The sequence below is a fragment of the Neisseria sp. P0021.S007 genome, assembly GCF_051956855.1.
Genome location: NZ_JBQCXA010000003.1, coordinates 198184 through 222244, shown reverse-complemented (window position 1 = coordinate 222244; position 24061 = coordinate 198184). Strand labels below are relative to the sequence as shown.

Genomic DNA, 24061 nt, shown 5'->3' with positions numbered 1-24061 from the left:
CCTACACAAAACCTTCAGCCCTGACGTAGGGGGTGTGCAGTACGCACGCACGCGGTTTCTGTTTTTCAGACGGCCTCAATACTTTCTTTGAGGTCGTCTGAAGCATTTGCTCTTTAACAATCTCATTAGCAGTTAACCACGACACCCTCGACCAGCTCGTCTGCTTTACCGACTGTACCGGCGAAACCACCCGTTTTGGTTACACCGAATACGGCGATCTCGAAACCGTTACCGATGCGCTGGGCCATACCACCCGCCACCACTACGACGCAGCGGGCAACCCCGTCCGTACCGACTATCCCGACGGCAGTCACGAAACCTTCGAATACGACCGCCTCAACCGGCTGACCGCCCACATCGACGGACTTGGTGCCAAAACCGCTTACGAGCTCGCAGTGGACGGACTGCCGCTCAAACGCACCAACGCGTTGGGCCATACCTTCGCCTACGCCTACGACAAAGCCCGCCGTCTGACCGTCCTCACCAACGAAAACGGCGAAACCTACCGTCTCGATTACGACCAAACCGACAACCTGATCCAAGAAACCGGCTGGGACGGCAAAATCACCGCCTACGGCTATGATGCCGCCGGACAACTGGTCCAACAGACCGAATACGGTCAAAGCACCGATAAAGGTCGTCTGAAAGAGCGTCCCGAGACTTGGCACATCCACCGGTTCAAACGCAACATCCTCGGCCAACTGATCGAAAAACAAAGCCGCAAAGTCTCCGGCCGCAACGGACAAAGCAAAGACGAAGGCATCAGCCGCACCCGTTTCGAATACGACCCCATTACCGGCAACCTGACCAAAGCCCGCAACCACTACAGCATCGTCGAACTCGCCTACGACGAACTCGACCGCCTCATCGGCGAAACCACCGTCCACAACGGACAAAGCGCCACCGTAGGCTATCGATACGACCCGTTGGGCAACCGCATCCGTACCATCCTGCCCGACGGCCGCCATATCGATTACCTGTACTACGGTAGCGGACACCTGCACCAAATCAGCCTCGACGGCGAAGTCGTCAGCGACATCGAACGCGACAAACTGCACCGCGAAATCCAAAGGACGCAGGGCAGCATCAGCAGCCTGTACGACTACGACCCCATGGGTCGTCTAAAAAGCCAGCGTACCATCCAGAACGGCACACAAACGCTTCACGGCAAACAAAACCCGTTGGCCGGCGGCGCCGTCAACCGCCGCTACGCCTATGACAAAGCCGGCAACCTGATTCAAAGTGCCGACCAAAGAAGTGGCGTCCTTAATTACGTTTACGACAAAATCGGACGGATTCAAGAAGCCCGCAACAGCCAAACCGGCCGCAGCGAAACATTCGCCTTCGACCCCGCCCACAACATCCTTTCCGACAAAATAGCCGAAGGGAAGGGCAAAGGCAGTAACATTAGCAGCGGAAACCGCCTAGAATCATACAACGGCATCGAATACACCTACGACGCCTTGGGCAACCTGATCTACCGCCAGTTGCCCGACGGCGAAAACCAATATTACCAATACGATTTAGAAAATCAACTTGTCCGCGCCGAAATCAAAAAGCCCGTCGGCAACACCGAAATCTGGACATACGCCTACGACCCGTTCGGCAGAAGGCTCTCCAAAGAACGCCAAGACAAACTTGCCTGGACAAGTACCGACCCAAAACGCACCCACTTCGTCTGGGACGGCAGCCGCCTGTTGCAGGAATACACCTATAAAGGCAGCTACACCTATCTCTACACCGACCAAGACAGCTACGAACCGCTGGCGCAAGTCTTTGACAACGCCAAAGACGGCAAACAATACCTCGCCTATTTCCACAACGACCAAGTCGGCATCCCGCGCGAGATGACCGACATCCACGGCAATCTTTTGTGGTACGGCGAATACACCGCCTGGGGTCGTCTGAAAAAGGATGAGCGGGTTTACAAGAACGCGCATCAGCCGTTCAGATTGCAGAACCAGTATTATGATGAAGAGACCGGGTTGCATTACAACCTGATGAGGTATTACGAGCCTGAGGCGGGGAGGTTTGTGAATCAGGACCCGATTGGGTTGTTGGGTGGGGAGAATCTGTATCAGTTTGCTCCGAATGCGCAGGAATGGCTTGATGTTTGGGGACTGTGCCCGGCCAACAAAAATAAACCAAATAAACCTAAACCGCTGTTAAAGAATTTATTCAAACGTTGGAAAAGAGGCGAGCGTATTGATAAACCATTACCTAACGGTGATATGCCATCTTGGGATGTTGTTAGGTCAAGATACTGGAAAAATAGGTATTTAGCCTCGAAAGGTACAGGAGAATTTTCTCCTGCAAATATGAGTAGAATGAAAAGAGGACGTGCTCCTTTAGATGCAAATGGAAATCCCATGGAGTTGCATCATCATGTGCCACAACGCTTAGGTCATGCAGATAGGCATAGTCCTTTTAATTTGAGAGAAGTAACTAGAGAACAACATGCAGCGCTTGACCCTTATAGGAATCTAGGAAATTAGCTATGAAAGCAATAGAAATTTTAAAGAATTTTGTGGAAGAAAAATTATCAACTGAAGAATTGGAAATGGCGTTGTCTTCCAATCAAGAATTAATTTCCCTGTTGGAAAATACTAAAGCTAAACCTTATATGAATAGTAATTCCACTTATGAATATTTAATTAGTCAGGATTTGACATCTCTTGATGCAAAGTTAAACTTGATGGATATTTTCAGGGAAATTTTAGATTACAAACATATACCGTACTCTTCAAATTCAACGACAGAAAAAAAATTCGATTTGATTTTGGAGGCTATTCCTAACTGGATACCAGCTGATATGGGTTATTTAAATTTCTTGTATGATAAGTACAAACCTAAGACGGTGACCACTTTTAAAAAGATTATTAAGGAACATTTTATTTGCATGGATAAACATCCCAAATGGTTACAGGAGCCTGGTTGGCCTATCATTGATAATATTCCCGCAATGTTTCTAGGGCAGTTAGATATATCGAAGTTGAAGCATGATACTACTTATTTGTACATTTTTTGGGATAAAAAAACAGACAGATATATAGAATTAATACAGTCTCTATAAATGAGCAAGCTGTAGCCAATGAAACCTACAATTCCGATGTAGAGTGCGAACGGAACGCACGCACGCGGTTTCTGTTTTTCAGACGACTTCAATACTTTCTTTGAGGTCGTCTGAACCATTTGTTCTTTAACAATCTCATTAGAGGAAGTTATTATGGAAATTACTTTGGATAACTGGAATGGATCTCATTGTAAGGAAGAGGTTTATCATATTAATTCCTCGGAAAGACTTTTAGAAATTTTAGAAAAATTAGATGCTAAGCAACATACTCTTGTAAATTTAGTTTTATCAGAAGAAAACTATTTAATGATTGGTGGAGGGGGAGGGAAATATGTTGTAACAGGTGAAGAAAATGGCATCATTTTTAATTTAATAAACCCTAACGAAGGAAGTACCTTAAAAATAGAATTAAATACGGGAGGGCAAATTGGCTTATTTGAGTCTAAATATATTTTATCTAAAGAAATAGCATTCAAATGTGCTGTAAAATGTTTGACTATGGGATGTATTCCACAAAACGATTTAGATTTATCCTGGGAAAAATATTAAAGCAAACCCAGTAAGTTGGTTGAGTCAAGACAAAACCAAACCATAGGGTAGTTTGAAACATAACTTTCAGATGACCTTCGTTTGTTTCCTTACGGATAAGCAAGCCATAGCCCGGACAAAACCTTAAGTCCTGACGTGGAGTGTGTGCGGTACGCACGCACGCGGTTTCTGTTTTTCAGACGACCTCACTATCTTCTTTGAGGTCGTCTGAAACATTTGTTCTTTAACAATCTCATTAGTAGTTAACATAGAGGTCGTCTGAAAACCGACTTTCAGACGACCTCTGCCAAATTGCCTCGCCCGACGGCGGTGCAAGGCTGCTGTTTGCCGAAGTCGATTCCGGCTACGGCGATTTGACCGCCGTTTACGGACGTGACGGCAAAAAACTGCGCGGTTTCGCCTATCGCAACCACATCATGGTCGAACACAACCAGCCCGACGGACTGGTGTCCCGCTACGAATACGACCGTTACGACACCGACGGCAAAGTGCTCAAGAGCAGCAACAACCTCGGTGAAGAATGGACGTTCGCCTACCGCAAAGACCATACCGTCGTTACCGACGCATTGGGACGGACGGAAGTGTACGGTTTCGACGAAAACCGCGAACTCGTCTACCGCATCGACGCCGACGGACAACGCAGCGACAGCGAACGCGACGACTATGGCCGCATTACCGTAGAACGCGACCCCCTCGGACGCGAAACCCGCTATCTCTACGATACCGAAGGCAATGTCATCGCCATCACCGCCCCGGACGGCAGCAGCACTCAAATCGACTACCACGAAACCCTCAACCTGCCGATTACCGTCAACGATCCTGCAGGCAGGATTACCGCCTACGATTACGACAAGCGCGGCAACCTCATCAGCATCACCGACCCCGCCGGTTACACCACAAGCTACGGCTACAACGCCCAATGGCTGCCCGAAACCATTACCGACGCCTTAGGTAAAACCCGACGCCTACACTACGACACCCTCGACCAACTCGTCTGCTTTACCGACTGTACCGGCGAAACCACCCGTTTCGGTTACACCGAATACGGCGATCTCGAAACCGTTACCGATGCGCTGGGCCATACCACCCGCCACCACTACGACGCAGCAGGCAACCCCGTCCGTACCGACTATCCCGACGGCAGTCACGAAACCTTCGAATACGACCGCCTCAACCGGCTGACCGCCCACATCGACGGACTTGGTGCCAAAACCGCTTACGAGCTCGCAGTGGACGGACTGCCGCTCAAACGCACCAACGCGTTGGGTCATACCTACGCCTATGACAAAGCCGGCAACCTGATTCAAAGTGCCGACCAAAGAAGCGGCGTACTCAATTACATCTACGACAAAATCGGACGGATTCAGGTCATAAATACTGCAATCAAATATTTGTCATAATCTACTAAAAGCATTTATTATTACATATCTAATAATCATAATTTAAGGGAAAATGTTCATGGCGTGGCGGTTTGTGTTGCCTGCTTGGGTGGTGGGTGTAGTGCTTTCGTTTGCGTTGCCGTTTGTGCCGCCATGGTGGGCTTGGTTGTCTGTAATCATTGGCGCGCTTGCGTTGTGTCGAAAATTTGCTGTGGCTTGGTTGGTGCTGGCTGTTTGCGTGGGTATGGCGTTTGGAGTGTGGCCGACCGGGCTGGTGTTGGCCGGTCAATGGCCTGCAGGGGAGGTGGCGGCTAAAGTTTTGACGGTTGAAGTGGCGGATATGCCGCGTGATGATGGTCGGCGCGTGCAGTTTGCGGCAAGGGCTTGGGATGAACAGGGGCAGGCTTTTGATTTGATGTTGTCGGATTATCAGCGGCGCGATTGGGCGGTGGGCAGCAGGTGGTCTGTATCGGCGCGGGTAAGGCCGGTGATCGGTGAAGTGAATGTGCGCGGTTTGAACCGTGAAATATGGGCTTTGGCCAATGGTATCGATGGCATGGGTACTTTGGGGCGCGACAGGAAACTCGTGCGGCAAGGTGGCGGTTTCGGTTTGGCTAATATGCGTGATGCGGTAAGCCGGAGTTGGCAGAGAACAGGGGACAAATATCCTGAGTTTTCAGACGGCATAGGGCTGATGCGTGCTTTGAGTATTGGCGAGCAATCGGCGTTGAGGCCGCCTTTGTGGCAGGCATTCCGCCCTTTGGGGCTGACACACTTGGTCAGTATTTCGGGCCTGCATGTGACGATGGTGGCGGTATTGTTTGCCTGGCTGATTAAGCGAATTTTCCGTTATTTGCCGTGGATTCCGGCAAAACCGCGTGTGTGGATATTGGCAGGCGGTGTTGCCGGTGCTTTGTTTTATGCGCTTTTGGCCGGTTTTTCCGTACCGACGCAACGCAGTGTGTTGATGTTGGCTGCGTTTGCGTGGGCATGGTGGCGCGGCAGTGGCGGCTCGGGCTGGACGGCGTGGTGGCAGGCTTTGGCCGTTGTTTTGTTGTTGGATCCGTTGGCTGTATTGGGCGTGGGAACTTGGTTGTCTTTCGGTTTGGTTGCTGCTTTGATTTGGGCTTCATCAGGCCGTCTGAAAGAGTCGGGCTGGCGGTTGGCTGTACGGGGACAATGGGCAGCGACTGTATTGTCGGTGGTATTGCTGGGCTATTTGTTTGCTTCGTTACCTTTGCTCAGTCCGTTGGTTAATGCGCTGGCTATTCCTTGGTTTTCTTGGGTGTTGACGCCGTTGGCTTTGCTGGGTTCGGTTTTTCCGTTTGAACTTGTCCAGTTGGTAGCGGCATTTTTGGCGGAATATACTTTACGCGGTTTGCTATGGCTGGCTATGGTATCGCCTGAATTTGCCGTCGCAGCGGCGCCCGTGCCTTTGCTTGTGTTGGCGATGATGGCGGCTTTACTGTTATTGCTGCCTAAAGGAATGGGCTTAAAACCTTGGGCATGTCTGGTTTTATTGGGCTTTGTGTTTTACCGTCCTGCCAAGCTGGAGGAGGGGGTGGCAAGAGTTACGGTGATGGATGCAGGACAAGGTTTGTCGGTGTTGATACAAACGCGTAACCGCAATCTTTTGTTTGATACGGGAACGGAGCAAGTGGCGCAAACAGGTATAGTGCCGAGTTTGAACGCGATGGGTGTGCGCCGTTTGGACAGCCTGATTTTGTCGCACCATGATATTGACCATGACGGCGGTTTTCAAAGTGTGGCGGCTGTCGGTACCGATAAATTGCTTGCCGGACAACCTGAATTTTATCCGAATGCAGAGTTTTGCCAAGAAGACAAATGGCAATGGGACGGCGTAGATTTCGAGTTGCTCAGGCCGTCTGAAAATGCAGGCAAGGAAGATAACGACCAAAGCTGCGTATTGCGTGTCGTGGCAAACGGAAAAGCCTTGTTAATAACCGGCGATTTGGGCGTGAAAGGCGAGGCCGGTTTGATTGAGAAATACGGCAATGCGCTGTATAGCCAAGTGTTGGTGTTGGGACATCACGGCAGCAGCACGGCTTCGTCAGGCAGCTTTTTGCATACGGTTTCGCCACAATATGCCGTGGCATCTAGCGGCTATGCCAATGCCTACAAACATCCGACCGTTGCCGTACAAAATCGTGTCCGCGCGCATGGTATTACTTTATTGAGAACGGATTTGTCTGGCGCGTTGGTGTTTGCTTTGGGACAGGACGATATATTTCAAGGCCGTCTGAAAAAGGATAAGTTTTATTGGCAGAAGAAACCGTTTGAGTAAAAAGGCTAAAAGGCCGTCTGAAAGACTTTTCAGACAGCCTTAATATTTTTTATTGACGGGCATTATCCAAATTTTGTGTGAATCCAATTGTGGATAGTTTATTTTACTCATTGATAATAAAGGATAAAATAAATTTGATTAAATAATAGGCAAATAGAAAAGAGGAAAATAATTACAAAGTTATTAGTAATAATCGGTATGATGTTCTGTATATCAAGCAGAGCCTAAAGCAGCACAGAGTTCGCACGTTTCTATAATGAAGATGCTGCGCAACTGACAGCCGCCAATATTATCGGCTGATGGTTGTTTTAAAGTTTAAGGCCGTCTGAACCTGATATTTCATGTTCAGACGGCCTTAAACTTATATAATATCCGACCCAACTGTTTAAAAAGGCTATCGCCATGAACACCATACGCACCAAAATTTGTGGTATTACCCGACCTGAAGACGCGCTGGCCGCGGCCGAATTGGGCGCGGATGCCATCGGGCTGGTGTTTTATGCCAAGAGTAAACGGGCAGTGAGTATTGAGCAGGCGCAGGCGGTTGTGAAAAACCTGCCGCCGTTTGTATCGGTGGTGGCCTTGTTTGTGAATGAAAACGAGCAAACCATCCGCGAGATTTTGCGTCAGGTGCCGATAGATGTGATTCAGTTTCACGGCGATGAAGACGATGATTTTTGCCGTCGGTTTGACCGCCCGTATTTGAAGGCCGTGCGCGTACAGTCCGCTGCCGATATTCAGACGGCCTGTGCCAAATTTCCGAATGCACGCGCCTTGCTGTTTGATGCCTATCATCCGACTGAATACGGCGGTACGGGACAAAGTTTCGACTGGACCATGTTGCATGGCAATATCGGCAAACCGTGGATACTTGCCGGCGGATTGACTGCGGAAAACGTTGCCGAAGCGGTAAAAATCAGCGGCGCTGCGGCGGTAGATGTGTCCGGTGGCGTGGAAATCTCCGGCGGGGTTAAGAGCAGGGAGAAAATGGCGGCGTTTATTCAAGCAGTAAAGGCCGTCTGAAATTTTGTTTGAATTCAAAGAAACCGGAATACATATATGCAAGAGCCAATCGTTGAATCCCACCCCTTCGCAGCCTTGTTGCCGCCGCAGGCAACGATCATGATGATGGGGACGTTTCCGCCTAAAGAAGAAAAACACGCGATGCAGTTTCATTATCCGAATTTCCAAAACGATATGTGGCGCGTGTATGGGCTGGTGTTTTTTGGCGATGTGGCGCATTTTCAAAGGCAGGGCGAAAAGGCGTTTGATGCCGATAAAATCAAAGCGTTTTTAAGTGAGAAGGGCATTGCATCCTGTCCGACCGTGTTGAAGGCCATACGCGAACATGGCAATGCTTCGGATAAGTTTTTAAAAGTAATAGAAACTGTCGATTTGGCGGCAGTATTGGCGCAAATGCCCGAGTGCCGCCATCTTTGTACCACCGGCGGCAAGGCAACCGAAGTTTTGTTGGAGATTCAAGGCAACGGTATGAAAATGCCGAAGATCGGCGAAACAGTGCCGTTCCCCTATGCTGGACGTGAGTTGACCCTGACGCGCCTGCCTTCGACTTCGCGTGCCTATCCTTTGAGTTTGGCGAAAAAAGCAGCGGCGTATCGGGCTTTTTTTGAAATGGCTGGATTGACTGTTTTTCAGGAGTAGAGCGATGGACCGTTATGAAATCTCTTTAATGACGTTTATGGCTTTGTGGTGGCTTTTTAATGTCGTCTCAGTGTGGCTGAAGGCCAAACAATGGCATATCAAGGTATTGTTGGGCGGAACGCTTTTGTATGTGATACAAATATCTGCAGTCGTTATGTCTGTTAACGGCCTTAATTGGATATTTTTGAACGTAAGCACTATAAATACCAATGAGTTGATTATTGCTTTGCTTGTGCTTAACTTTTTGGGTTGTTGGTTGCTGGCACTGTGGCTGGGGATGTTGGCATTAAAAATATGCCTGAGAAACAAAAACGAAGAAAAATATATCGCGCCGCCGTTGGGTACGGCATTGATTGCAACATCGAGCTGTACGCTGTTGTTCCTATTTTGTCTGCTGATATTATTATTCAATTAGTTGCCGACAAGATGAATGGAAAACGGCTATAATTGCTGACAATTTTACTTTCATACGGCCTTGTACTGAATCAGGCCGTCTGAAACCATAAAACGAATAAGGAAAAATCCCATGAAAAATTATTACGCTCCCGACGAGAACGGCTTTTTCGGCGAACACGGCGGCCTGTACGTTTCCGAAACCCTGATTCCTGCTTTGCAAGAATTGGCAGAAGCCTATAAAGCAGCGAAAGAAGATCCTTCATTTTGGGAAGAGTTCCGCCATGATTTGAAACACTATGTCGGCCGTCCCAGCCCTGTTTACCATGCCGCGCGATTATCCGAGCATTTGGGCGGCGCACAAATCTGGCTGAAGCGTGAAGATTTGAACCACACCGGCGCGCACAAAGTCAACAACACCATCGGTCAGGCATTGCTTGCCCGCCGCATGGGCAAAAAACGCGTGATTGCCGAAACCGGCGCGGGTCAGCACGGTGTGGCTTCTGCCACCGTCGCCGCACGTTTCGGCATGACTTGCGACGTGTACATGGGGGCGGACGATATCCAACGTCAAATGCCCAACGTGTTCCGTATGAAGCTGCTTGGCGCGAATGTCGTCAGCGTCGACAGCGGCAGCCGTACTTTGAAGGACGCGATGAACGAAGCCATGCGCGAATGGGTGGCGCGCGTGGACGATACGTTCTACATCATCGGTACTGCCGCAGGTCCTACGCCGTATCCGGAAATGGTACGCGATTTCCAATGCGTGATCGGCAATGAAGCCAAAGAACAAATGTTGGAAGCCATCGGCCGCCAACCTGATGTTGCCGTTGCCTGCGTGGGCGGCGGCTCGAACGCCATCGGTTTGTTCCATCCCTATATCGAAGAAGAAAACGTACGTTTGGTCGGCGTAGAAGCAGGCGGTTTGGGCGTGGATACCCCCGACCACGCCGCACCGATTACCAGCAAAGCCCCTATCGGCGTATTGCACGGTTTCCGCAGCTATTTGATGCAGGACGAAAACGGTCAAGTTTTGGGTACGCATTCCGTTTCCGCAGGCTTGGACTACCCAGGCATCGGCCCGGAACACAGCCATTTGAACGACATCAACCGCGTGGAATACACTGTTGCCAAAGACGACGAAGCACTCGAAGCCTTTGATTTGCTTTGCCGTTTTGAGGGTATTATTCCTGCGCTGGAATCCAGCCATGCCGTTGCTTGGGCGGTGAAAAACGCGCCGAAAATGAGCAAAGACCAAGTGATTTTGGTCAACCTCTCCGGTCGTGGCGATAAAGACATTAATACCGTGGCGAAACTCAAAGGCATTGAGTTGTAAGTCTTATTGATTGAGCAGCAAAGGCCGTCTGAAAAAGCTGGATTTCAGTCTTTCAGACGGCCTTTGTTTCCATAATGATCAGCGTAGTATTTTATCCGCGTAAACTCTATCAAGTCTCGGCGGTTAAGGAAATTTATCCTTTCAAACTGCGCTTGTACGCTTTCTAAACTGATTATTCAAGTTATCCATCACCATGAAACATTTAGCAATCCATCTAAAACTATTGGGCATGGCGGCGTTTTGGGGCGCATCTTGGCCGATGGGGCGGATGCTGGGACAGGCGCTGCCGCCTTTAACGGGCGGTATGCTACGCTTTTTGACGGCGGCAATCTTGCTTTTGGGCTGGCTGTTTGCACGGTATCGGTTGCGTACTTTGGCGGTTTTGTCGCGCAAACAATGGCTTGGGTTGGCACTGGCGGCGGCATTCGGCGTATTTGGTTTTACTGTGTTGTCTATGCTGGGTTTGCAGCGGCTTCCTGCTTCAAGGGCGACGGTGTTGGTCACGTTCAATCCTGTATTGACGATGTTTTTTGCGGCTTTGCTATTTGGCGAGAAGCTCAACGGCAAGATTGTGTCGGGTATGTTGTTGGCAGTGGCAGGCTCGGTATGGGCGGTCACGCATGGCGAGATTGCGGCATTTTTGTCGGGCGGCGGCATAGGGTGGGGCGAAGTGCTGGTGTTTTGCAGCCTTTGCTGCTTGGTTACTTATACGATGATGGGCAGGGCGGTGTTGCAGGGGATTGATGCGCTGACGGTCACCGTGGCTACTGCTTGGCTGGGTGCAATGATGTTGTTGCCGCCTGCGTTGATTTCAGACGGCCTGCCGTTTGGCATGCTTGCCGAAATGGACGGCAGGGGCTGGTTTGCTTTAATTGGCCTGTCTGTCGGCGCAACGGTCTTGAGCTATGCGTGGTATTTTGAAGGCGTGAAGACTTTGGGCGCAGGCAGCGCGGCGGCGTACATCACTTTGGTGCCGGTATTCGGTATTTTGTGTTCCGCTTGGTTTTTGGGCGAGGCATTGCATGTTTCTTTGGTTGCTGGCTGTTTGGCAGCGGTGGGCGGATTGGTGTTGATGCAGTACGGAAGACGTGCCGTCTGAAATAGAAAATATGTTATATAATAATGAAACTGATCAAACCATTGTTTTCAACATGTCTGAACATTCCCCCCTGCTCGATTTCGACCGCACCCACCTGCTCCATCCCTATACGTCCATGACCGACCCGTTGCCTGTTTATCCGGTGCGCCGTGCGGAGGGCGTGCACATCGAATTGGCGGATGGTACGCGGCTGATTGATGGGATGTCGTCTTGGTGGTGTGCGATACACGGCTACAATCATCCTGTTTTGAATCAGGCGGTTGAGGCGCAGATTAAGCAAATGTCGCATGTGATGTTTGGCGGTTTGACGCATGAGCCTGCGGTAGAGCTGGGCAAGTTGTTGGTCGGGATTTTGCCGCAGGGGTTGGACCGTATTTTTTATGCGGATTCAGGTTCGGTTTCGGTGGAAGTCGCGCTGAAGATGGCGGTGCAATACCAGCAGGCGCGGGGTTTGACCGCGAAGCAGAATATTGCGACGGTGCGGCGCGGTTATCACGGCGATACTTGGAACGCGATGTCCGTCTGCGATCCGGAAACGGGGATGCACCATATTTTCGGCAGCGCGTTGCCGCAGCGTTATTTTGTCGATAATCCGAAAAGCCGTTTCGATGATGAATGGGACGAGGCGGATTTGCAGCCTGTCCGCGCCTTGTTTGAAGCGCATCATGCGGATATCGCCGCCTTTATTTTAGAGCCGGTCGTGCAGGGCGCGGGCGGCATGTATTTCTATCATCCGCAGTATCTTCGCGGATTGCGCGATTTGTGCGACAAATTTGATATCGTGTTGATTTTTGATGAAATCGCTACCGGATTCGGACGCACGGGCAAGATGTTTGCCTGCGAACACGCGAATGTCGTGCCGGATATTATGTGTATCGGCAAGGGCTTGAGCGGCGGCTATATGACGTTGGCGACGGCGATCACTTCGCAAAAAGTCACCGAAACGATTTCGCGCGGCGAAGCGGGCGTATTTATGCACGGGCCGACATTTATGGCGAACCCGCTGGCGTGTGCCGTTGCCTGCGCCTCGGTCAAGCTGCTTTTGTCTCAAGACTGGCAGGCAAATATCCGCCGCATCGAAAGCATCTTAAAAGGCCGTCTGAAAGCTGCATGGGACATTCGCGGCGTGAAGGACGTACGCGTTTTGGGTGCCATCGGGGTGATCGAGTTGGAAAAAGGCGTGGATATGGCGCGTTTTCAAGCGGATTGCGTGGCGCAAGGAATTTGGGTGCGCCCCTTCGGCAGGCTGGTGTATCTCATGCCGCCTTACATTATTCCAGACGACCTCTTGACCGAACTTGCCGACAAAACCGTACAAATCTTGAAGGAACACAGCAAATGAAAGGCGTTTACTTCGTTAGTGGCATAGACACGGACATCGGCAAAACCGTCGTCACCGGCGTGTTGGCAAAACAATTGTTGCAGCAGGGTAAAAGCGTGATTACGCAAAAGCCCGTGCAAACCGGTTGCCAAGACATTGCCGAAGACATCGTCGTCCACCGCAAAATCATGGGCATACCCATGCAGGAAGCCGACAAACAAGGGCTGACCATGCCCGAAATCTTCAGCTATCCAGCCTCGCCCCATCTCGCCGCCCGTCTTGACGGCAGGGCTTTGGATTTGGATAAAATCCGTACCACCACTCAAGAGTTGGCGACGCAATACGAAATCGTTTTGGTCGAAGGCGCGGGCGGATTGATGGTTCCGCTGACGGAAGATTTGTTGACCATTGATTATATTCAGCAACAGGCTTATCCCGTCATCCTCGTTACCAGCGGACGGCTCGGTAGCATCAACCACACCCTGCTCAGCTTCTCCGCGCTCAAACAATACGGCATCCAATTGCATAGTCTGATTTTCAACCATATTCACGACAGTAAAGATGAAACCGTTGCCGGCGATACCTTGGAATATCTTAAAGGCCGTCTGAAAGATGAGTTTCCCGAAGCCAAATGGCAGGAGTTGGCCAAAACAGAGGTGTCAGATGGAGCTTGATATACCGCGTGGCACGCTTTGTTCACATGCCGAAGCTTCAAGTCTTTTGTCGTCTGATGCTGAACATCTGCTGACCGTTTCTTCGTTAACTGCCGCTCTGCGCGCTTCCGGCAAGGAGTTTTCAGTCGAGCCGGTGTATTTGGGTTTGACGAAGGGTGCGGAAAACGGAGACGAAATCTTTGTACGCGATGTTTTGCTCAAACTGGACGGCGAAACAGTGATACAAGCCAGAAGCGCGTGCCGACCGGACAGCCGTCTATGGACAGAATTATTGGATTGCGGAACGCAGCCTTTGGGCGAGCGCCTGTTTGACGGTACATTGCCGTTGAAACGTTCGGATTTTGAGTTTCTTCGTTTTGAAGATTCCGACCATCCATCTTTCAGACGGCCTGTTACCGCGCGCCGTTCCTATTTTGATTGGAACGGCGAAACATTGGAATTAACAGAATATTTCTTATTGAAATTAATAGATTTATACCGCTAAGGCTGTCTGAAAATAAAACCAATTACCGATGTTTGTCATAATTCTGTTATAATACAATAAATTAAATTGTTAAGATCTGTTTAATTTTAGACGGCAATAAATTATAATAAGAGCTAAGGCTCTAAAAAACCTTTCCTTCCGAATCGATATATAAACAACGACACATTACATCAATGAACATAAGGCGATTTTTCCTACAAATTCTACCGCGTTACGCTGTCGGACGGATGGTGATATACGCCAAGCTGATGCGCGTCGACAAACCCATTGGTACACTGCTTTTGCTGTGGCCGACTTATTGGGCATTGTGGATTGCGTCTAAAGGCGTTCCCAACGCGGATATTTTTATTGCCTTTACCGCAGGCACATTTCTAATGCGCAGCGCAGGTTGCGTCGTGAATGACTTTGCCGACCGCAATTTTGACGGTGCAGTAGAGCGCACCAAAAACCGCCCGTTTGCCAAAGGTTTGGTTTCTAAAACCGAAGCGCTGCTTTTGACCGTCATGCTGTGTCTGATGGCGGCTTTATGCTTGGTGCCGCTCAACCGTTTTACTTGGCTGATGAGCCTTCCGGCCTTATTTTTGGCCATCACATATCCTTTCACCAAACGCTTTTTTCCATTGCCGCAGTTTTATTTGGGGCTGGCATTTTCGTTCGGTATTCCCATGGCCTTTGCCGCCGTGCAAGGCCGAGTGCCTCCCGAAGCATGGCTGATGTTTACCGCTAATGCCTTATGGACGCTGGCTTACGACACGATTTATGCCATGGCGGACAAAGAAGATGATTTGAAAATCGGTATTAAAACTTCGGCAATCACATTTGGTCATCACGATATTACCGCCTCTATGCTTTGCCATTTTTGGTTTACCGTATTGATGGTGGTGCTGGGTATTAAAATCGGCGCAACTTGGCCTTATTGGCTGGTATTGCCGATAACCGTTTATTGGCAGTATCAGCAGTATGCCGCTATCCGTACGCGCGACCGCCAGTTGTGCTTCCAAACATTTTTGGCCAACAACCGCATCGGCTTGGCGTGGTTTTGCGGATTGGTCTGCCATTATTTCTGGTTGTTTTTGGTTTCCAAATTGTTTTAAAAAACTAGGTTGAGGCCGTCTGAAAAGAAGGGAAAAGGGGTATGCCGGACATACCCCTTTTTATTTAAACCATGATTTAGCCAATGATGGAATTTTTACTTTAAATTAATTATAATCAAATGGTTGGATTATTTCCAGTTCGTTAAAAAATATCAAAAACAACATGGAAAATGTTAGCAGGGCGAGTGTAAATTACGCCTTCAGGATTGAGATTTGCACCGACAATCGGTACAATCCCATTGTTTTGCGACATTTAAAAGAGATACACATGAGCCTGATCGGCGAAATTTTACCTTTGTCCCATATCGTTTTGGATTTGGAAGTCAGCAGCAAAAAGCGTCTGTTTGAAGAGGCTGCACAGCTGCTGGAGAATGAAGCAGAATTACCGAATACCAACGTGTTCGACTGCCTGTTTGCCCGTGAAAAACTTGGTTCGACCGGTTTGGGGCAGGGGGTGGCGATTCCTCACGGCCGTCACGCATGCGTGAAAAAAGCCACCGGTGCGTTTATCCGTACCAAAGAGCCGGTCGCCTTTGATGCGCCCGACGGCAAACCCGTTTCCCTGATTTTTATCCTGCTTGTGCCTGAAAACGCTACCGGCGAACATTTGGAAGTCTTGTCCAAACTGGCCGGCAGATTCTCTCAAAAAGCCATCCGTGAAGCATTGATGGCCGCGACTTCTGCCGAAGAAGTACGCACACTCCTGACCGAAGAGTAATTCATGCCCAGCATATCTGTCCGCCGCCTGTTTTCCGACAATCAGCACAAACTCGAACTTGCTTGGGCTGCCGGCAATTCCGGCGCGGACAACCGTATCGGTGTCGAAGCCGATAAACCCGTCTTGGCCTTGGTCGGCCATTTAAACTTTATCCATCCCAACCAAATTCAAGTTGTCGGCGTAGCCGAAGCCGAATATTTACGCCGTCTGGAATCGGGCGAACTCAACTATGATTTCGGCGAGCTTTTCGACATTCCCATGTCTTTGGTCATCGTCGCCAACGGTTTGCCGGTTTCGCCCAAATTACGCGATTATTGCCATACCAACAGTATCCCCTTGCTGACTTCCAAACAGGAAAGCCCGCACCTGATGGACGTTTTGCGGATTTATCTGCAACGGACATTGGCAACTTCCACCATCAAGCATGGCGTATTTTTGGATGTATTTGAAGTGGGCGTACTCATTACTGGACAATCCGGCTTGGGTAAGAGCGAATTGGCATTGGAGCTGATTTCGCGCGGCCACAGCCTGATTGCCGATGATGCAGTCGAACTTTTCCGTACCGGTCCAGAAATGCTGGAAGGCCGTTGCCCGCCTATGCTGCGTGATTTCCTCGAAGTACGCGGCTTGGGCATACTCAATATCCGCCATATTTTTGGCGAAACCTCCATCCGTCCGAAAAAAATCCTCCAGCTGATTATTAATTTGGTTCCGGCCGACGACGGATACATGAAACAACTCGATCGATTGAGCATCCGTACCGAAACAGAGTCTATCCTCAACGTCAGCATCCGTTCCGTTACCCTGCCTGTTGCAATCGGTCGAAACTTAGCAGTATTGGTTGAAGCTGCAGTGCGCAATTACATCCTTCAATTGCGCGGTAAAGACAGCACCAAAGAATTCCTCGAACGCCATCAAACACAACTCAAAGAAAACGAACAAAACCATGAAAATCGTCCTGATTAGCGGCTTATCCGGCTCAGGAAAATCCGTAGCCCTCAAACAACTCGAAGATTCAGGCTTTTATTGCGTTGATAATCTGCCTTTGGAAATGTTGCCTTCGCTGGTGTTGTACCATATTGAACGCGGCGAAGAAACCCAGCTTGGTGTCAGCGTTGATATCCGTTCCGGTATCAATATTCAGGAAGCGCAAGAGCAAATCCAATATTTGCGTCATGAAGGGCATCAAGTCGAAGTCCTCTTTATTGAAGCGGAAGAGGGTGTGTTGGTTCGCCGCTTCTCAGAAACCCGCCGCGGACACCCTTTGTCCGGCCATAATCTGACTTTGTTGGAAAGCCTGCAAAAAGAACGCGAATGGCTCTTCCCGCTTAGAGACATCGCATATTGCATCGATACGTCCAAAATGAACGCACAGCAGCTGCGTTATGCTGTGCAACAATGGCTCAATATTGAACGTGTCGGTTTGCTGGTCATTCTTGAATCCTTTGGTTTCAAATACGGCGTCCCCAACAATGCCGACTTTATGTTTGATATGCGCAGCCTACCCAATCCGTATTACGATCCGGAATTACGCCCCTTTACCGGCATGGATAAGCCTATTCAAGATTATTTGGGTCAGCAGCCGTTGGCTCAAGAAATGGTTGATGACATCGACCATTTTATTAGCCGCTGGTTACCGCGCCTGCAGCAAGAGAGCCGTAGTTATGTGACGATTGCCATCGGTTGTACCGGCGGTCAGCACCGCTCCGTTTATGTTGTGGAAAAACTGGCCGAACGCCTCAAAGGCCGTTACGAACTCCTTGTCCGCCATCGTCAGGCACAAAGCTTGGCAGGACGCTAACTTGCCGTTTCAGACGGCCTCAAAGGAAGAAACCATGAAAAAAATCAGTCTGACCGCATTATCCCTGCTTATCTTGACCGCCTGTGCAACAGAACCTGTCACTGCTTACCGTTGGCACCGCACCGGCGCGAGCGAAGCTGAAGTTTCCCGCCAAATCAATACCTGCAAATCGCAAGTTCAAAATGGAAATACATCCAAGACGTTTGAGCAATGTATGGATGAAGCAGGTTATTACAGCTACGAGCATGGCAACCTCTAAATCCCGATTGACCGATTATCCAAATGCCGAGGCCGTCTGAAAAAATAATTGTTCAGACGGCCTCAGATACGAATAGAAAGAATAAAAAGACATGGCTATCCAATGGTTTCCCGGCCACATGAATAAGGCAAAAAAAGCCATTGCCGAACGCATTAAAAGCGTTGATATGGTGATTGAGATGTTGGACGCGCGTATGCCTGCTTCCAGCGAAAACCCCTTGCTTGCCCAGTTGTCCAAAGGCAAGCCAAAACTCAAAATCTTAAACAAGCAAGACCTTGCCGATCCCGAGCGTACCAGAGTTTGGCTCGAACACTACAACAGCCGCCAAGATACCCGCGCCATTGCGCTTGATTCTTCCGAAACTGGCGCGCATAGCAAAATTACCCAAGCCTGCCGCGCCATGATTCCGCATCGCCAAGGTATCGAGAAGCCGCTGCGTGTCCTGATTTGCGGTATCCCCAACGTCGGCAAATCCACCTTGATTAACGGCATGATCGGCAAAAAATCTGCCAAAACCGGTAATGAACCCGGTATTACCAAAGCCGAACAGCGCCTTTTCCTTGCAGACGATTTCTGGCTTTACGATACCCCGGGTATGTTGTGGCCAAAAATTATCGTCGAAGAAGGCGGCTATAACCTTGCGGCCGGCGGTGCAGTCGGACGCAACGCGCTGGATGAAGAAGAAGTGGCACTTGAGCTTTTGGATTACCTCCGCCGCCATTATCTGGCTCTGTTGCAAGAGCGCTATCAAGCCGACAAAGATCCAAGCAGCCATTGGGACGATACTTCTTGGCTGGAGTGGATTGCCAAAAAACGCGGTGCGGTTTTGAGTGGCGGACGGGTCAACTACCAAAAGGCCGCTGAAAATATCCTGACTGATTTCCGCGAAGGCAAAATCGGCAGAATCACGCTGGAAACGCCAAACCAATGGGAGGCTTGGCTGAAAAAAGCCAGACAGAAAGAGGCCGAACTCAAAGCCATTCGCGAAGCGAGAAAGGCGGAAAGAAAAGGGCAGCAGCCTTCAGCCGATTAATATAAAAGGCCGTCTGAAATCTATTTTCAGACGGCCTTTTGTTGGGATAGACAATTTAGAGGGCGGTACGGCTGAAGCTGTCCAGAGCTTTATCGGTTTGGATTTGGTTGAACTGCATGATGGTTTTGTCGCCTTGTTTTTCGTCCAATTCAATTTTTCGTACCAGCGTATCGCCGTTGATTTCGATACGGTTGAAGATTTGGCGGGTAATGGCGGTTTTCGGAGTCAGGGTCAACGTCCATTTTTTCTCGTTGCCGTTTAATTTCAAATCAAATTGTTTTTCCAAACCTTGGGTATTGCCGCCCAAAAGGTCGAGGAAGAGTTTGATTTGGCGGCTTTGGCCGTTGAGTTTGCTGGCATTTGGGTTGACCCATTGACTGCCGTTCCATTGCATGATGCCGTCTGAACGCACGCGCAGGGTGGTTTCAAATGGTTTTTGCATTTTCCAGAGCAGGCCTTTTTGTGGGACAAGGGTAAAGCTGCCGCTGGTGGTCATGGGTTTGCTGAGGGATTTGAGCTGGCGTTGTTGGACAAAATTACCTTGCACGTTTTGCGGTTTTTGCAGGGTTTGTGCCAATTCGGCAGGGGAAAATGCCCATAAAGCCGGAGCGCTGATGAGGAGAGTAAGAGAAAGAATGGTTTTTTTCATTGTGTTTCCATAAGGTTTGAGGCCGTCTGAAAGTTCAGACGGCCTTTTATTGCTTTAATTATAAGGTTGACAAGGCCTGATTAAAGGTTGCGCTTGGACGCATCGCTTGTGCGGCTTTTTCAGGATTGGCTGCGTAGTAGCCGCCGATGTCGACCGCTTTGCCTTGTACGGCAGAGAGTTCTTCAACGATTTTGGCTTCGTCAGCAGTCAAAGCGGCTGCCAACGGCGCAAATGCGGCTTTCAGTTCGGCATCTTTGTCTTGCGCCGCCAATTCTTGCGCCCAGTAGAGGGTGAGGTAGAAATGGCTGCCGCGGTTGTCGAGTTCGCCAGCTTTGCGTTTAGGCGATTTGTCGTTCAGAAGCAGTTTTTCGGTGGCTGCATCCAAAGTGTCGGCGAGGACTTGGGCTTTGGTGTTGCCGGTTTTTTGCGCCAGATGTTCAAACGATACGGCGAGTGCGAGGAATTCGCCCAAAGAGTCCCAACGCAAGTGGTTTTCTTCGAGGAATTGTTGAACATGTTTCGGTGCAGAACCGCCTGCACCGGTTTCAAACATACCGCCGCCATTCATCAATGGAACGATAGACAGCATTTTCGCGCTGGTACCCAGTTCCAAAATTGGGAACAAGTCGGTCAGGTAGTCGCGCAGGACGTTACCGGTCACGGAGATGGTGTCTTCTCCGTTTTTCAGACGGCCCAAGCTGAATTTAGCGGCTTCCTCAGGAGCGAGGACGCGGATGTCGAGGCCGTCGGTATCCAGTTCGGCAAGATAGGCTTTAACCTTGGCGAGCAGGCTCTTGTCGTGCGGACGGTTTTCGTCGAGCCAGAATACGGCTGGCGTGTTGCTCAGACGGGCGCGGTTGACGGCAAGTTGTACCCAGTCTTTAACCGGAGCGTCTTTGGTTTGGCACATACGCCAGATGTCGCCGGCTTCAACGTCGTGTTGCATCAGGACATTACCTGCTGCATCAATGACTTGAACTTGGCCGTCGGCTTCGATTTCAAAAGTTTTGTTGTGCGAACCGTATTCTTCGGCTGCTTGCGCCATCAGACCGACGTTAGGAACGGTACCCATGGTTGTCGGGTCAAATGCGCCGTGTTCGCGGCAGAAGTCGATGGTTGCTTGGTAAACACCGGCGTAGCTGCTGTCAGGAATCACGGCTTTGGTGTCTTGCGCTTTGCCGTCTTTATCCCACATACGGCCGGAATTACGAATCATCGCAGGCATAGAAGCATCGACGATGACATCGCTAGGAACGTGCAGGTTGGTGATGCCTTTGTCGGAATCAACCATGGCCAAATCAGGGTTGGCAGCGTAAACAGCAGCGATTTCAGCTTCAACGGCGGCGCGGGTGTCCGCATCCAGTTTGTCCAGATTGGCAAGCAGGTTGCCGAAGCCGTTGTTGACATTAACGCCTGCGGCAGCCAGTTTGTCACCGAATTTTTCAAATACAGGCGCGAAGAATACTTTGACGGCGTGTCCGAAGATAATCGGGTCGGACACTTTCATCATGGTGGCTTTCATGTGCAGCGAGAACAATACGCCTTTAGCTTTTGCGTCTTTCACTTGTTCGGCAAGGAAGGCGAGCAGGGCTTTTTTGCTCATTACGGTCGCGTCGATGATTTCGCCGGCTTTCAGGGCAACAGGCTCGCGCAGCTCTTTTTTGTTGCCTTGTTTGTCGGTGAATACGATGGATACGGAAGTTGCTTCAGGTACGGTAACGGATTGTTCGTTATGGAAAAAGTCGCCGCTTTGCATGGTGGCAACGTGGGTTTTGGAGTCTTTCGTCCATGCGCCCATGCTGTGCGGATGTTTTTTCGCAAAGTTTTTCACTGCCTTAGGCGCGCGACGGTCGGAGTTGCCTTCACGCAGGACAGGGTTTACCGCGCTGCCTTTGATGCGGTCGTAACGTTCGCGCACGGCTTTTTCTTCATCGGTTTGAGGATCGGCAGGATAGTCGGGAACGGCAAAGCCTTTAGACTGCAATTCTTTAATCGCGGCAGTCAGTTGAGGTACGGATGCGCTGATGTTCGGCAGTTTGATCACGTTTGCATCGGGTTGTTTCACCAGTTCGCCCAATTCGGCAAGCGCATCAGGTACGCGTTGCGCTTCGGTCAGGTATTCGGGAAACGCCGCCAAAATACGACCGGAGAGAGAAATGTCGCTGGTTTTGACATCAATATCGGCATGGCGGGTAAACGCCTGCACGATTGGCAACAGGGATTGAGTGGCCAATGCAGGAGCTTCGTCGGTGTAGGTATAGATAATGGTGGATTTAGTCATGGGATTATTCTCTATGTAGGTTAAGTTTTTCTTTTCGGGCACATCGCGAGAAGAAATGTGCTAAGCCTATTATGGCATATTTCGGCGGATTTGGTTGTTGTTTTGATGTTATTGTTTTTTAAGTTGCGGAAAAGAAAAAGGCCGTCTGAAAAGACAGCCTAAATATAAGGACTTATCCGATAATCAAAACAGCATTGCTGCCGCCGAAGGCAAATGATGAGCTGGCGGCGATGCGTTTTTCAGACGGCCAGCGGCTGTTTTCGTCGGTCAAAGCGATGTTGGGCAGCTCGGAATCGGGTACGTTGTCCCATTGTTGCGGCGGCAGTTTGCCTTCCGGATTGTATTGGCGGTTGGCCATCAACCAGGCAAACGCGGCTTCGATCGCACCGGCTGCACCCAAAGTATGACCGGTAGATGGCTTGGTTGAAGTGCAAAGGGTGTGGCTGCCAAATACTTCGGCAACGGCTCGGCTTTCCATGCTGTCGTTGTGTTGCGTGCCGGTGCCGTGCAGATTGATCCAGCCGATGTCTTCTGCTTTCAAACCGGCTTTATCCAAAGCGGCCTGAAAGGATTGGGCTGCACCCAAACCGTCGGGGCGGGGAGAAGACATATGGTAGGCATCGCTACTTGCACCATAGCCCAGCAACTGCATTTCGCCGTCAAAATCGGCATCGCGCGTCATCACGAAAAATGCGGCCGCTTCGCCGATATTGATGCCGTTGCGGTTGGAGGAAAAAGGCTTGGCGATGCTGTCTGAAAGCACTTCCAAAGAGGCAAAACCATTAATCGTCAGCGGAGAAAGCGTATCCGCGCCGCCGCAAATTACGACATCACACAATCCGGCACGAAGCAATCGGGCTGCGCTGATGAGGGCGCGTGCGCCGGAAGTGCAGGCGGTGGAAACGGTATAGCGCAAGCCGTCTAAACCGTAAACTTGGGCGATAAATTCGGAGGGCGAAGCCATGGTGTGTTGCAGCTGTTTGAACGGAACATCCGTCCATTCACCACCTTGGACAACGTGTTGGAACAAAGGGATATTTTCATCTGCGCCACTGGTGGACGTACCAGTCACGACAGCGACCCTTTCTTTGCCGTAACGGGCAATGGCCGTCTGAATCAGTCCGTCTATTTGCGAAAGCGCGTGCAGGATAAGCTGGTTGTTGCGGCTGCGATGCGCTTCGGGAATGCTGTCGGGTAGAGGCATCAGGGTTTCTTTGACTGCACCAAAAGCATGCGTTTTGCCTTTTACCCATTGGTCTGAAAAAGTCAGGGGCGTGTTTTCAGACGGCGTGAGTAAGGCATCGGCATGAACTTGCAAGCCGCTACCCAATGCGCTGGTTAGTGCCGGACGGCTGAGATAAACAGGAGTATTCATGAATTAGTCTTCTGCAATCGGGCTGACCGTCCAGAAAGTTTGGTCGGGGAAGCCGATAAGGAATTGTTCGGAATGGTGGGCGACACACCACAAATCACGCTCGCGGTAGCTGAACACCGCGCCTTTGCCGTCAGGGCAGAAGCCTTGATGGGTGGCGTTTTGTTGGCGGGCTTCAGGGTAAAGCGTGGCGGCTTGTTCGGCGGCCAAAAGCGGCAACAAGGCGGCAAACAATCGGCGCGAACTGGCATTGGGCATCACAAAACCATCATTTTTCCAGCCTTTGGTGCTGACCGATTGGCGCGATACCGGCGCACCCAGTGCATCGGTTTGGACAAAGCGGATGCCGTCTGAATGAGGCTCGACTGCCAAGAGATTGGTTTGAACGGTTTGCCCCGCCGCATTAGTTTGTTCAAGTTTGAACCATTGGCCTTCTTTGGAAAGCGGCGGCAGCGTTTGCGGATGGGGGAGCGAGGTCGCGCATGCGGAGAGCAGCAGTGCAGCAAGCAAAGGGATAAATCGCATAAGGTTTTATCTATCGGTCAAAATATTTAATGGTATGGATGAAGTTTCAGACGG

Annotated in this window: 24 protein-coding genes; 19 read left to right on the top strand and 5 right to left on the bottom strand. The window is 50.2% G+C overall.

What is annotated here, in order from left to right; translation table 11 throughout:
- Positions 1-125: 125 nt before the first annotated feature.
- Complete coding sequence (locus ACTHUR_RS06430) at positions 126-356, bottom strand: hypothetical protein (protein ID WP_440398542.1); 231 nt, start codon at positions 354-356, stop codon at positions 126-128.
- A gap of 39 nt (positions 357-395) precedes the next feature.
- On the opposite strand from ACTHUR_RS06430, the gene ACTHUR_RS06425 reads away from it, so the two are divergent.
- From ACTHUR_RS06425 to ylqF, 19 genes are all read left to right on the top strand, one after another.
- Positions 396-2495 (top strand): RHS repeat-associated core domain-containing protein, encoded by a 2100-nt coding sequence (locus ACTHUR_RS06425; protein ID WP_440361188.1) that lies wholly within the window; start codon positions 396-398, stop codon positions 2493-2495.
- A 2-nt stretch (positions 2496-2497) separates the two neighbouring features.
- Positions 2498-3073 carry a hypothetical protein gene (locus tag ACTHUR_RS06420; RefSeq protein ID WP_049344845.1) on the top strand — a complete coding sequence of 192 codons (576 nt, stop codon included), beginning with the start codon at positions 2498-2500 and terminating at the stop codon, positions 3071-3073.
- Between the two features lie 153 nt (positions 3074-3226).
- A complete protein-coding gene (locus tag ACTHUR_RS06415; RefSeq protein WP_049344844.1) occupies positions 3227-3622 on the top strand; it encodes a hypothetical protein in 396 nt (131 codons plus the stop codon).
- 353 nt (positions 3623-3975) lie between these two features.
- Positions 3976-5022, top strand: a complete 1047-nt coding sequence (locus ACTHUR_RS06410; RefSeq protein ID WP_440361187.1) for an RHS repeat protein — start codon at positions 3976-3978, stop codon at positions 5020-5022.
- 58 nt (positions 5023-5080) lie between these two features.
- Entirely contained in the window at positions 5081-7306 is a 2226-nt protein-coding gene (locus ACTHUR_RS06405) for a DNA internalization-related competence protein ComEC/Rec2 (RefSeq protein WP_049336435.1), read from the top strand.
- A 402-nt stretch (positions 7307-7708) separates the two neighbouring features.
- Entirely contained in the window at positions 7709-8329 is a 621-nt protein-coding gene (locus ACTHUR_RS06400) for a phosphoribosylanthranilate isomerase (RefSeq protein ID WP_004520055.1), read from the top strand.
- Positions 8330-8365: 36 nt separating this feature from the next.
- Entirely contained in the window at positions 8366-8968 is a 603-nt protein-coding gene (locus ACTHUR_RS06395; RefSeq protein WP_004520056.1) for a hypothetical protein, read from the top strand.
- A 4-nt stretch (positions 8969-8972) separates the two neighbouring features.
- Positions 8973-9383: a hypothetical protein gene (locus ACTHUR_RS06390; protein WP_004520057.1), complete on the top strand. Its 411-nt coding sequence runs from the start codon at positions 8973-8975 to the stop codon at positions 9381-9383.
- A 111-nt stretch (positions 9384-9494) separates the two neighbouring features.
- Complete coding sequence (gene trpB / locus ACTHUR_RS06385) at positions 9495-10697, top strand: tryptophan synthase subunit beta (RefSeq protein WP_004520058.1); 1203 nt, start codon at positions 9495-9497, stop codon at positions 10695-10697.
- A 193-nt stretch (positions 10698-10890) separates the two neighbouring features.
- Positions 10891-11796, top strand: coding sequence for a DMT family transporter (locus ACTHUR_RS06380; RefSeq protein ID WP_004520059.1), 906 nt, complete (start codon positions 10891-10893; stop codon positions 11794-11796).
- Positions 11797-11848: 52 nt separating this feature from the next.
- Positions 11849-13138: an adenosylmethionine--8-amino-7-oxononanoate transaminase gene (bioA, locus tag ACTHUR_RS06375; RefSeq protein WP_070588287.1), complete on the top strand. Its 1290-nt coding sequence runs from the start codon at positions 11849-11851 to the stop codon at positions 13136-13138.
- A complete protein-coding gene (gene bioD / locus ACTHUR_RS06370; RefSeq protein ID WP_004520062.1) occupies positions 13135-13791 on the top strand; it encodes a dethiobiotin synthase in 657 nt (218 codons plus the stop codon). Before bioA ends, bioD begins: the two co-directional genes overlap by 4 nt.
- A complete protein-coding gene (locus ACTHUR_RS06365) occupies positions 13781-14275 on the top strand; it encodes a chorismate--pyruvate lyase family protein (protein WP_004520063.1) in 495 nt (164 codons plus the stop codon). Before bioD ends, ACTHUR_RS06365 begins: the two co-directional genes overlap by 11 nt.
- Before the next feature lie 173 nt (positions 14276-14448).
- On the top strand, positions 14449-15369 hold the full coding sequence (ubiA, locus tag ACTHUR_RS06360) for a 4-hydroxybenzoate octaprenyltransferase (RefSeq protein WP_049336445.1): 921 nt from the start codon (positions 14449-14451) through the stop codon (positions 15367-15369).
- A 268-nt stretch (positions 15370-15637) separates the two neighbouring features.
- Positions 15638-16087 carry a PTS IIA-like nitrogen regulatory protein PtsN gene (ptsN, locus tag ACTHUR_RS06355; protein WP_039862228.1) on the top strand — a complete coding sequence of 150 codons (450 nt, stop codon included), beginning with the start codon at positions 15638-15640 and terminating at the stop codon, positions 16085-16087.
- Positions 16088-16090: 3 nt separating this feature from the next.
- On the top strand, positions 16091-17053 hold the full coding sequence (gene hprK / locus ACTHUR_RS06350; RefSeq protein WP_004520066.1) for an HPr(Ser) kinase/phosphatase: 963 nt from the start codon (positions 16091-16093) through the stop codon (positions 17051-17053).
- The gene (gene rapZ / locus ACTHUR_RS06345; RefSeq protein ID WP_004520067.1) at positions 17034-17888 is read left to right on the top strand and encodes an RNase adapter RapZ; all 855 of its coding nucleotides are present in this window, start codon (positions 17034-17036) and stop codon (positions 17886-17888) included. Before hprK ends, rapZ begins: the two co-directional genes overlap by 20 nt.
- 34 nt (positions 17889-17922) lie before the next feature.
- On the top strand, positions 17923-18147 hold the full coding sequence (locus ACTHUR_RS06340) for a protocatechuate 3,4-dioxygenase (RefSeq protein WP_039862229.1): 225 nt from the start codon (positions 17923-17925) through the stop codon (positions 18145-18147).
- A gap of 91 nt (positions 18148-18238) precedes the next feature.
- Positions 18239-19180, top strand: a complete 942-nt coding sequence (gene ylqF, locus ACTHUR_RS06335) for a ribosome biogenesis GTPase YlqF (RefSeq protein WP_049336447.1) — start codon at positions 18239-18241, stop codon at positions 19178-19180.
- Positions 19181-19235: 55 nt separating this feature from the next.
- Here the strand turns inward: ylqF and ACTHUR_RS06330 are convergent, their stop codons facing one another.
- The 4 genes from ACTHUR_RS06330 to ACTHUR_RS06315 all read right to left on the bottom strand — a co-directional run bounded on the left by ACTHUR_RS06330 (position 19236) and on the right by ACTHUR_RS06315 (position 24007).
- On the bottom strand, positions 19236-19829 hold the full coding sequence (locus ACTHUR_RS06330; protein ID WP_004520070.1) for a LolA family protein: 594 nt from the start codon (positions 19827-19829) through the stop codon (positions 19236-19238).
- Positions 19830-19887: 58 nt separating this feature from the next.
- Positions 19888-22110: an NADP-dependent isocitrate dehydrogenase gene (locus ACTHUR_RS06325; protein ID WP_049336448.1), complete on the bottom strand. Its 2223-nt coding sequence runs from the start codon at positions 22108-22110 to the stop codon at positions 19888-19890.
- 172 nt (positions 22111-22282) lie between these two features.
- The gene (locus ACTHUR_RS06320) at positions 22283-23485 is read right to left on the bottom strand and encodes a beta-ketoacyl-ACP synthase (RefSeq protein ID WP_004520072.1); all 1203 of its coding nucleotides are present in this window, start codon (positions 23483-23485) and stop codon (positions 22283-22285) included.
- Between the two features lie 3 nt (positions 23486-23488).
- Positions 23489-24007: a hypothetical protein gene (locus tag ACTHUR_RS06315; RefSeq protein ID WP_004520073.1), complete on the bottom strand. Its 519-nt coding sequence runs from the start codon at positions 24005-24007 to the stop codon at positions 23489-23491.
- Positions 24008-24061 lie beyond the last annotated feature (54 nt).

Coding starts and splice junctions, on each gene's coding strand:
- ACTHUR_RS06420 (WP_049344845.1), top strand. CDS start 2,498: ATGAAAGCAATAGAAATTTTAAAGAATTTTGTGGAAGAAAAATTATCA.
- ACTHUR_RS06415 (WP_049344844.1), top strand. CDS start 3,227: ATGGAAATTACTTTGGATAACTGGAATGGATCTCATTGTAAGGAAGAG.
- ACTHUR_RS06405 (WP_049336435.1), top strand. CDS start 5,081: ATGGCGTGGCGGTTTGTGTTGCCTGCTTGGGTGGTGGGTGTAGTGCTT.
- ACTHUR_RS06400 (WP_004520055.1), top strand. CDS start 7,709: ATGAACACCATACGCACCAAAATTTGTGGTATTACCCGACCTGAAGAC.
- ACTHUR_RS06395 (WP_004520056.1), top strand. CDS start 8,366: ATGCAAGAGCCAATCGTTGAATCCCACCCCTTCGCAGCCTTGTTGCCG.
- ACTHUR_RS06390 (WP_004520057.1), top strand. CDS start 8,973: ATGGACCGTTATGAAATCTCTTTAATGACGTTTATGGCTTTGTGGTGG.
- trpB (WP_004520058.1), top strand. CDS start 9,495: ATGAAAAATTATTACGCTCCCGACGAGAACGGCTTTTTCGGCGAACAC.
- ACTHUR_RS06380 (WP_004520059.1), top strand. CDS start 10,891: ATGAAACATTTAGCAATCCATCTAAAACTATTGGGCATGGCGGCGTTT.
- bioA (WP_070588287.1), top strand. CDS start 11,849: ATGTCTGAACATTCCCCCCTGCTCGATTTCGACCGCACCCACCTGCTC.
- bioD (WP_004520062.1), top strand. CDS start 13,135: ATGAAAGGCGTTTACTTCGTTAGTGGCATAGACACGGACATCGGCAAA.
- ACTHUR_RS06365 (WP_004520063.1), top strand. CDS start 13,781: ATGGAGCTTGATATACCGCGTGGCACGCTTTGTTCACATGCCGAAGCT.
- ubiA (WP_049336445.1), top strand. CDS start 14,449: ATGAACATAAGGCGATTTTTCCTACAAATTCTACCGCGTTACGCTGTC.
- ptsN (WP_039862228.1), top strand. CDS start 15,638: ATGAGCCTGATCGGCGAAATTTTACCTTTGTCCCATATCGTTTTGGAT.
- hprK (WP_004520066.1), top strand. CDS start 16,091: ATGCCCAGCATATCTGTCCGCCGCCTGTTTTCCGACAATCAGCACAAA.
- rapZ (WP_004520067.1), top strand. CDS start 17,034: ATGAAAATCGTCCTGATTAGCGGCTTATCCGGCTCAGGAAAATCCGTA.
- ACTHUR_RS06340 (WP_039862229.1), top strand. CDS start 17,923: ATGAAAAAAATCAGTCTGACCGCATTATCCCTGCTTATCTTGACCGCC.
- ylqF (WP_049336447.1), top strand. CDS start 18,239: ATGGCTATCCAATGGTTTCCCGGCCACATGAATAAGGCAAAAAAAGCC.
- ACTHUR_RS06330 (WP_004520070.1), bottom strand. CDS start 19,829: ATGAAAAAAACCATTCTTTCTCTTACTCTCCTCATCAGCGCTCCGGCT.
- ACTHUR_RS06325 (WP_049336448.1), bottom strand. CDS start 22,110: ATGACTAAATCCACCATTATCTATACCTACACCGACGAAGCTCCTGCA.
- ACTHUR_RS06320 (WP_004520072.1), bottom strand. CDS start 23,485: ATGAATACTCCTGTTTATCTCAGCCGTCCGGCACTAACCAGCGCATTG.
- ACTHUR_RS06315 (WP_004520073.1), bottom strand. CDS start 24,007: ATGCGATTTATCCCTTTGCTTGCTGCACTGCTGCTCTCCGCATGCGCG.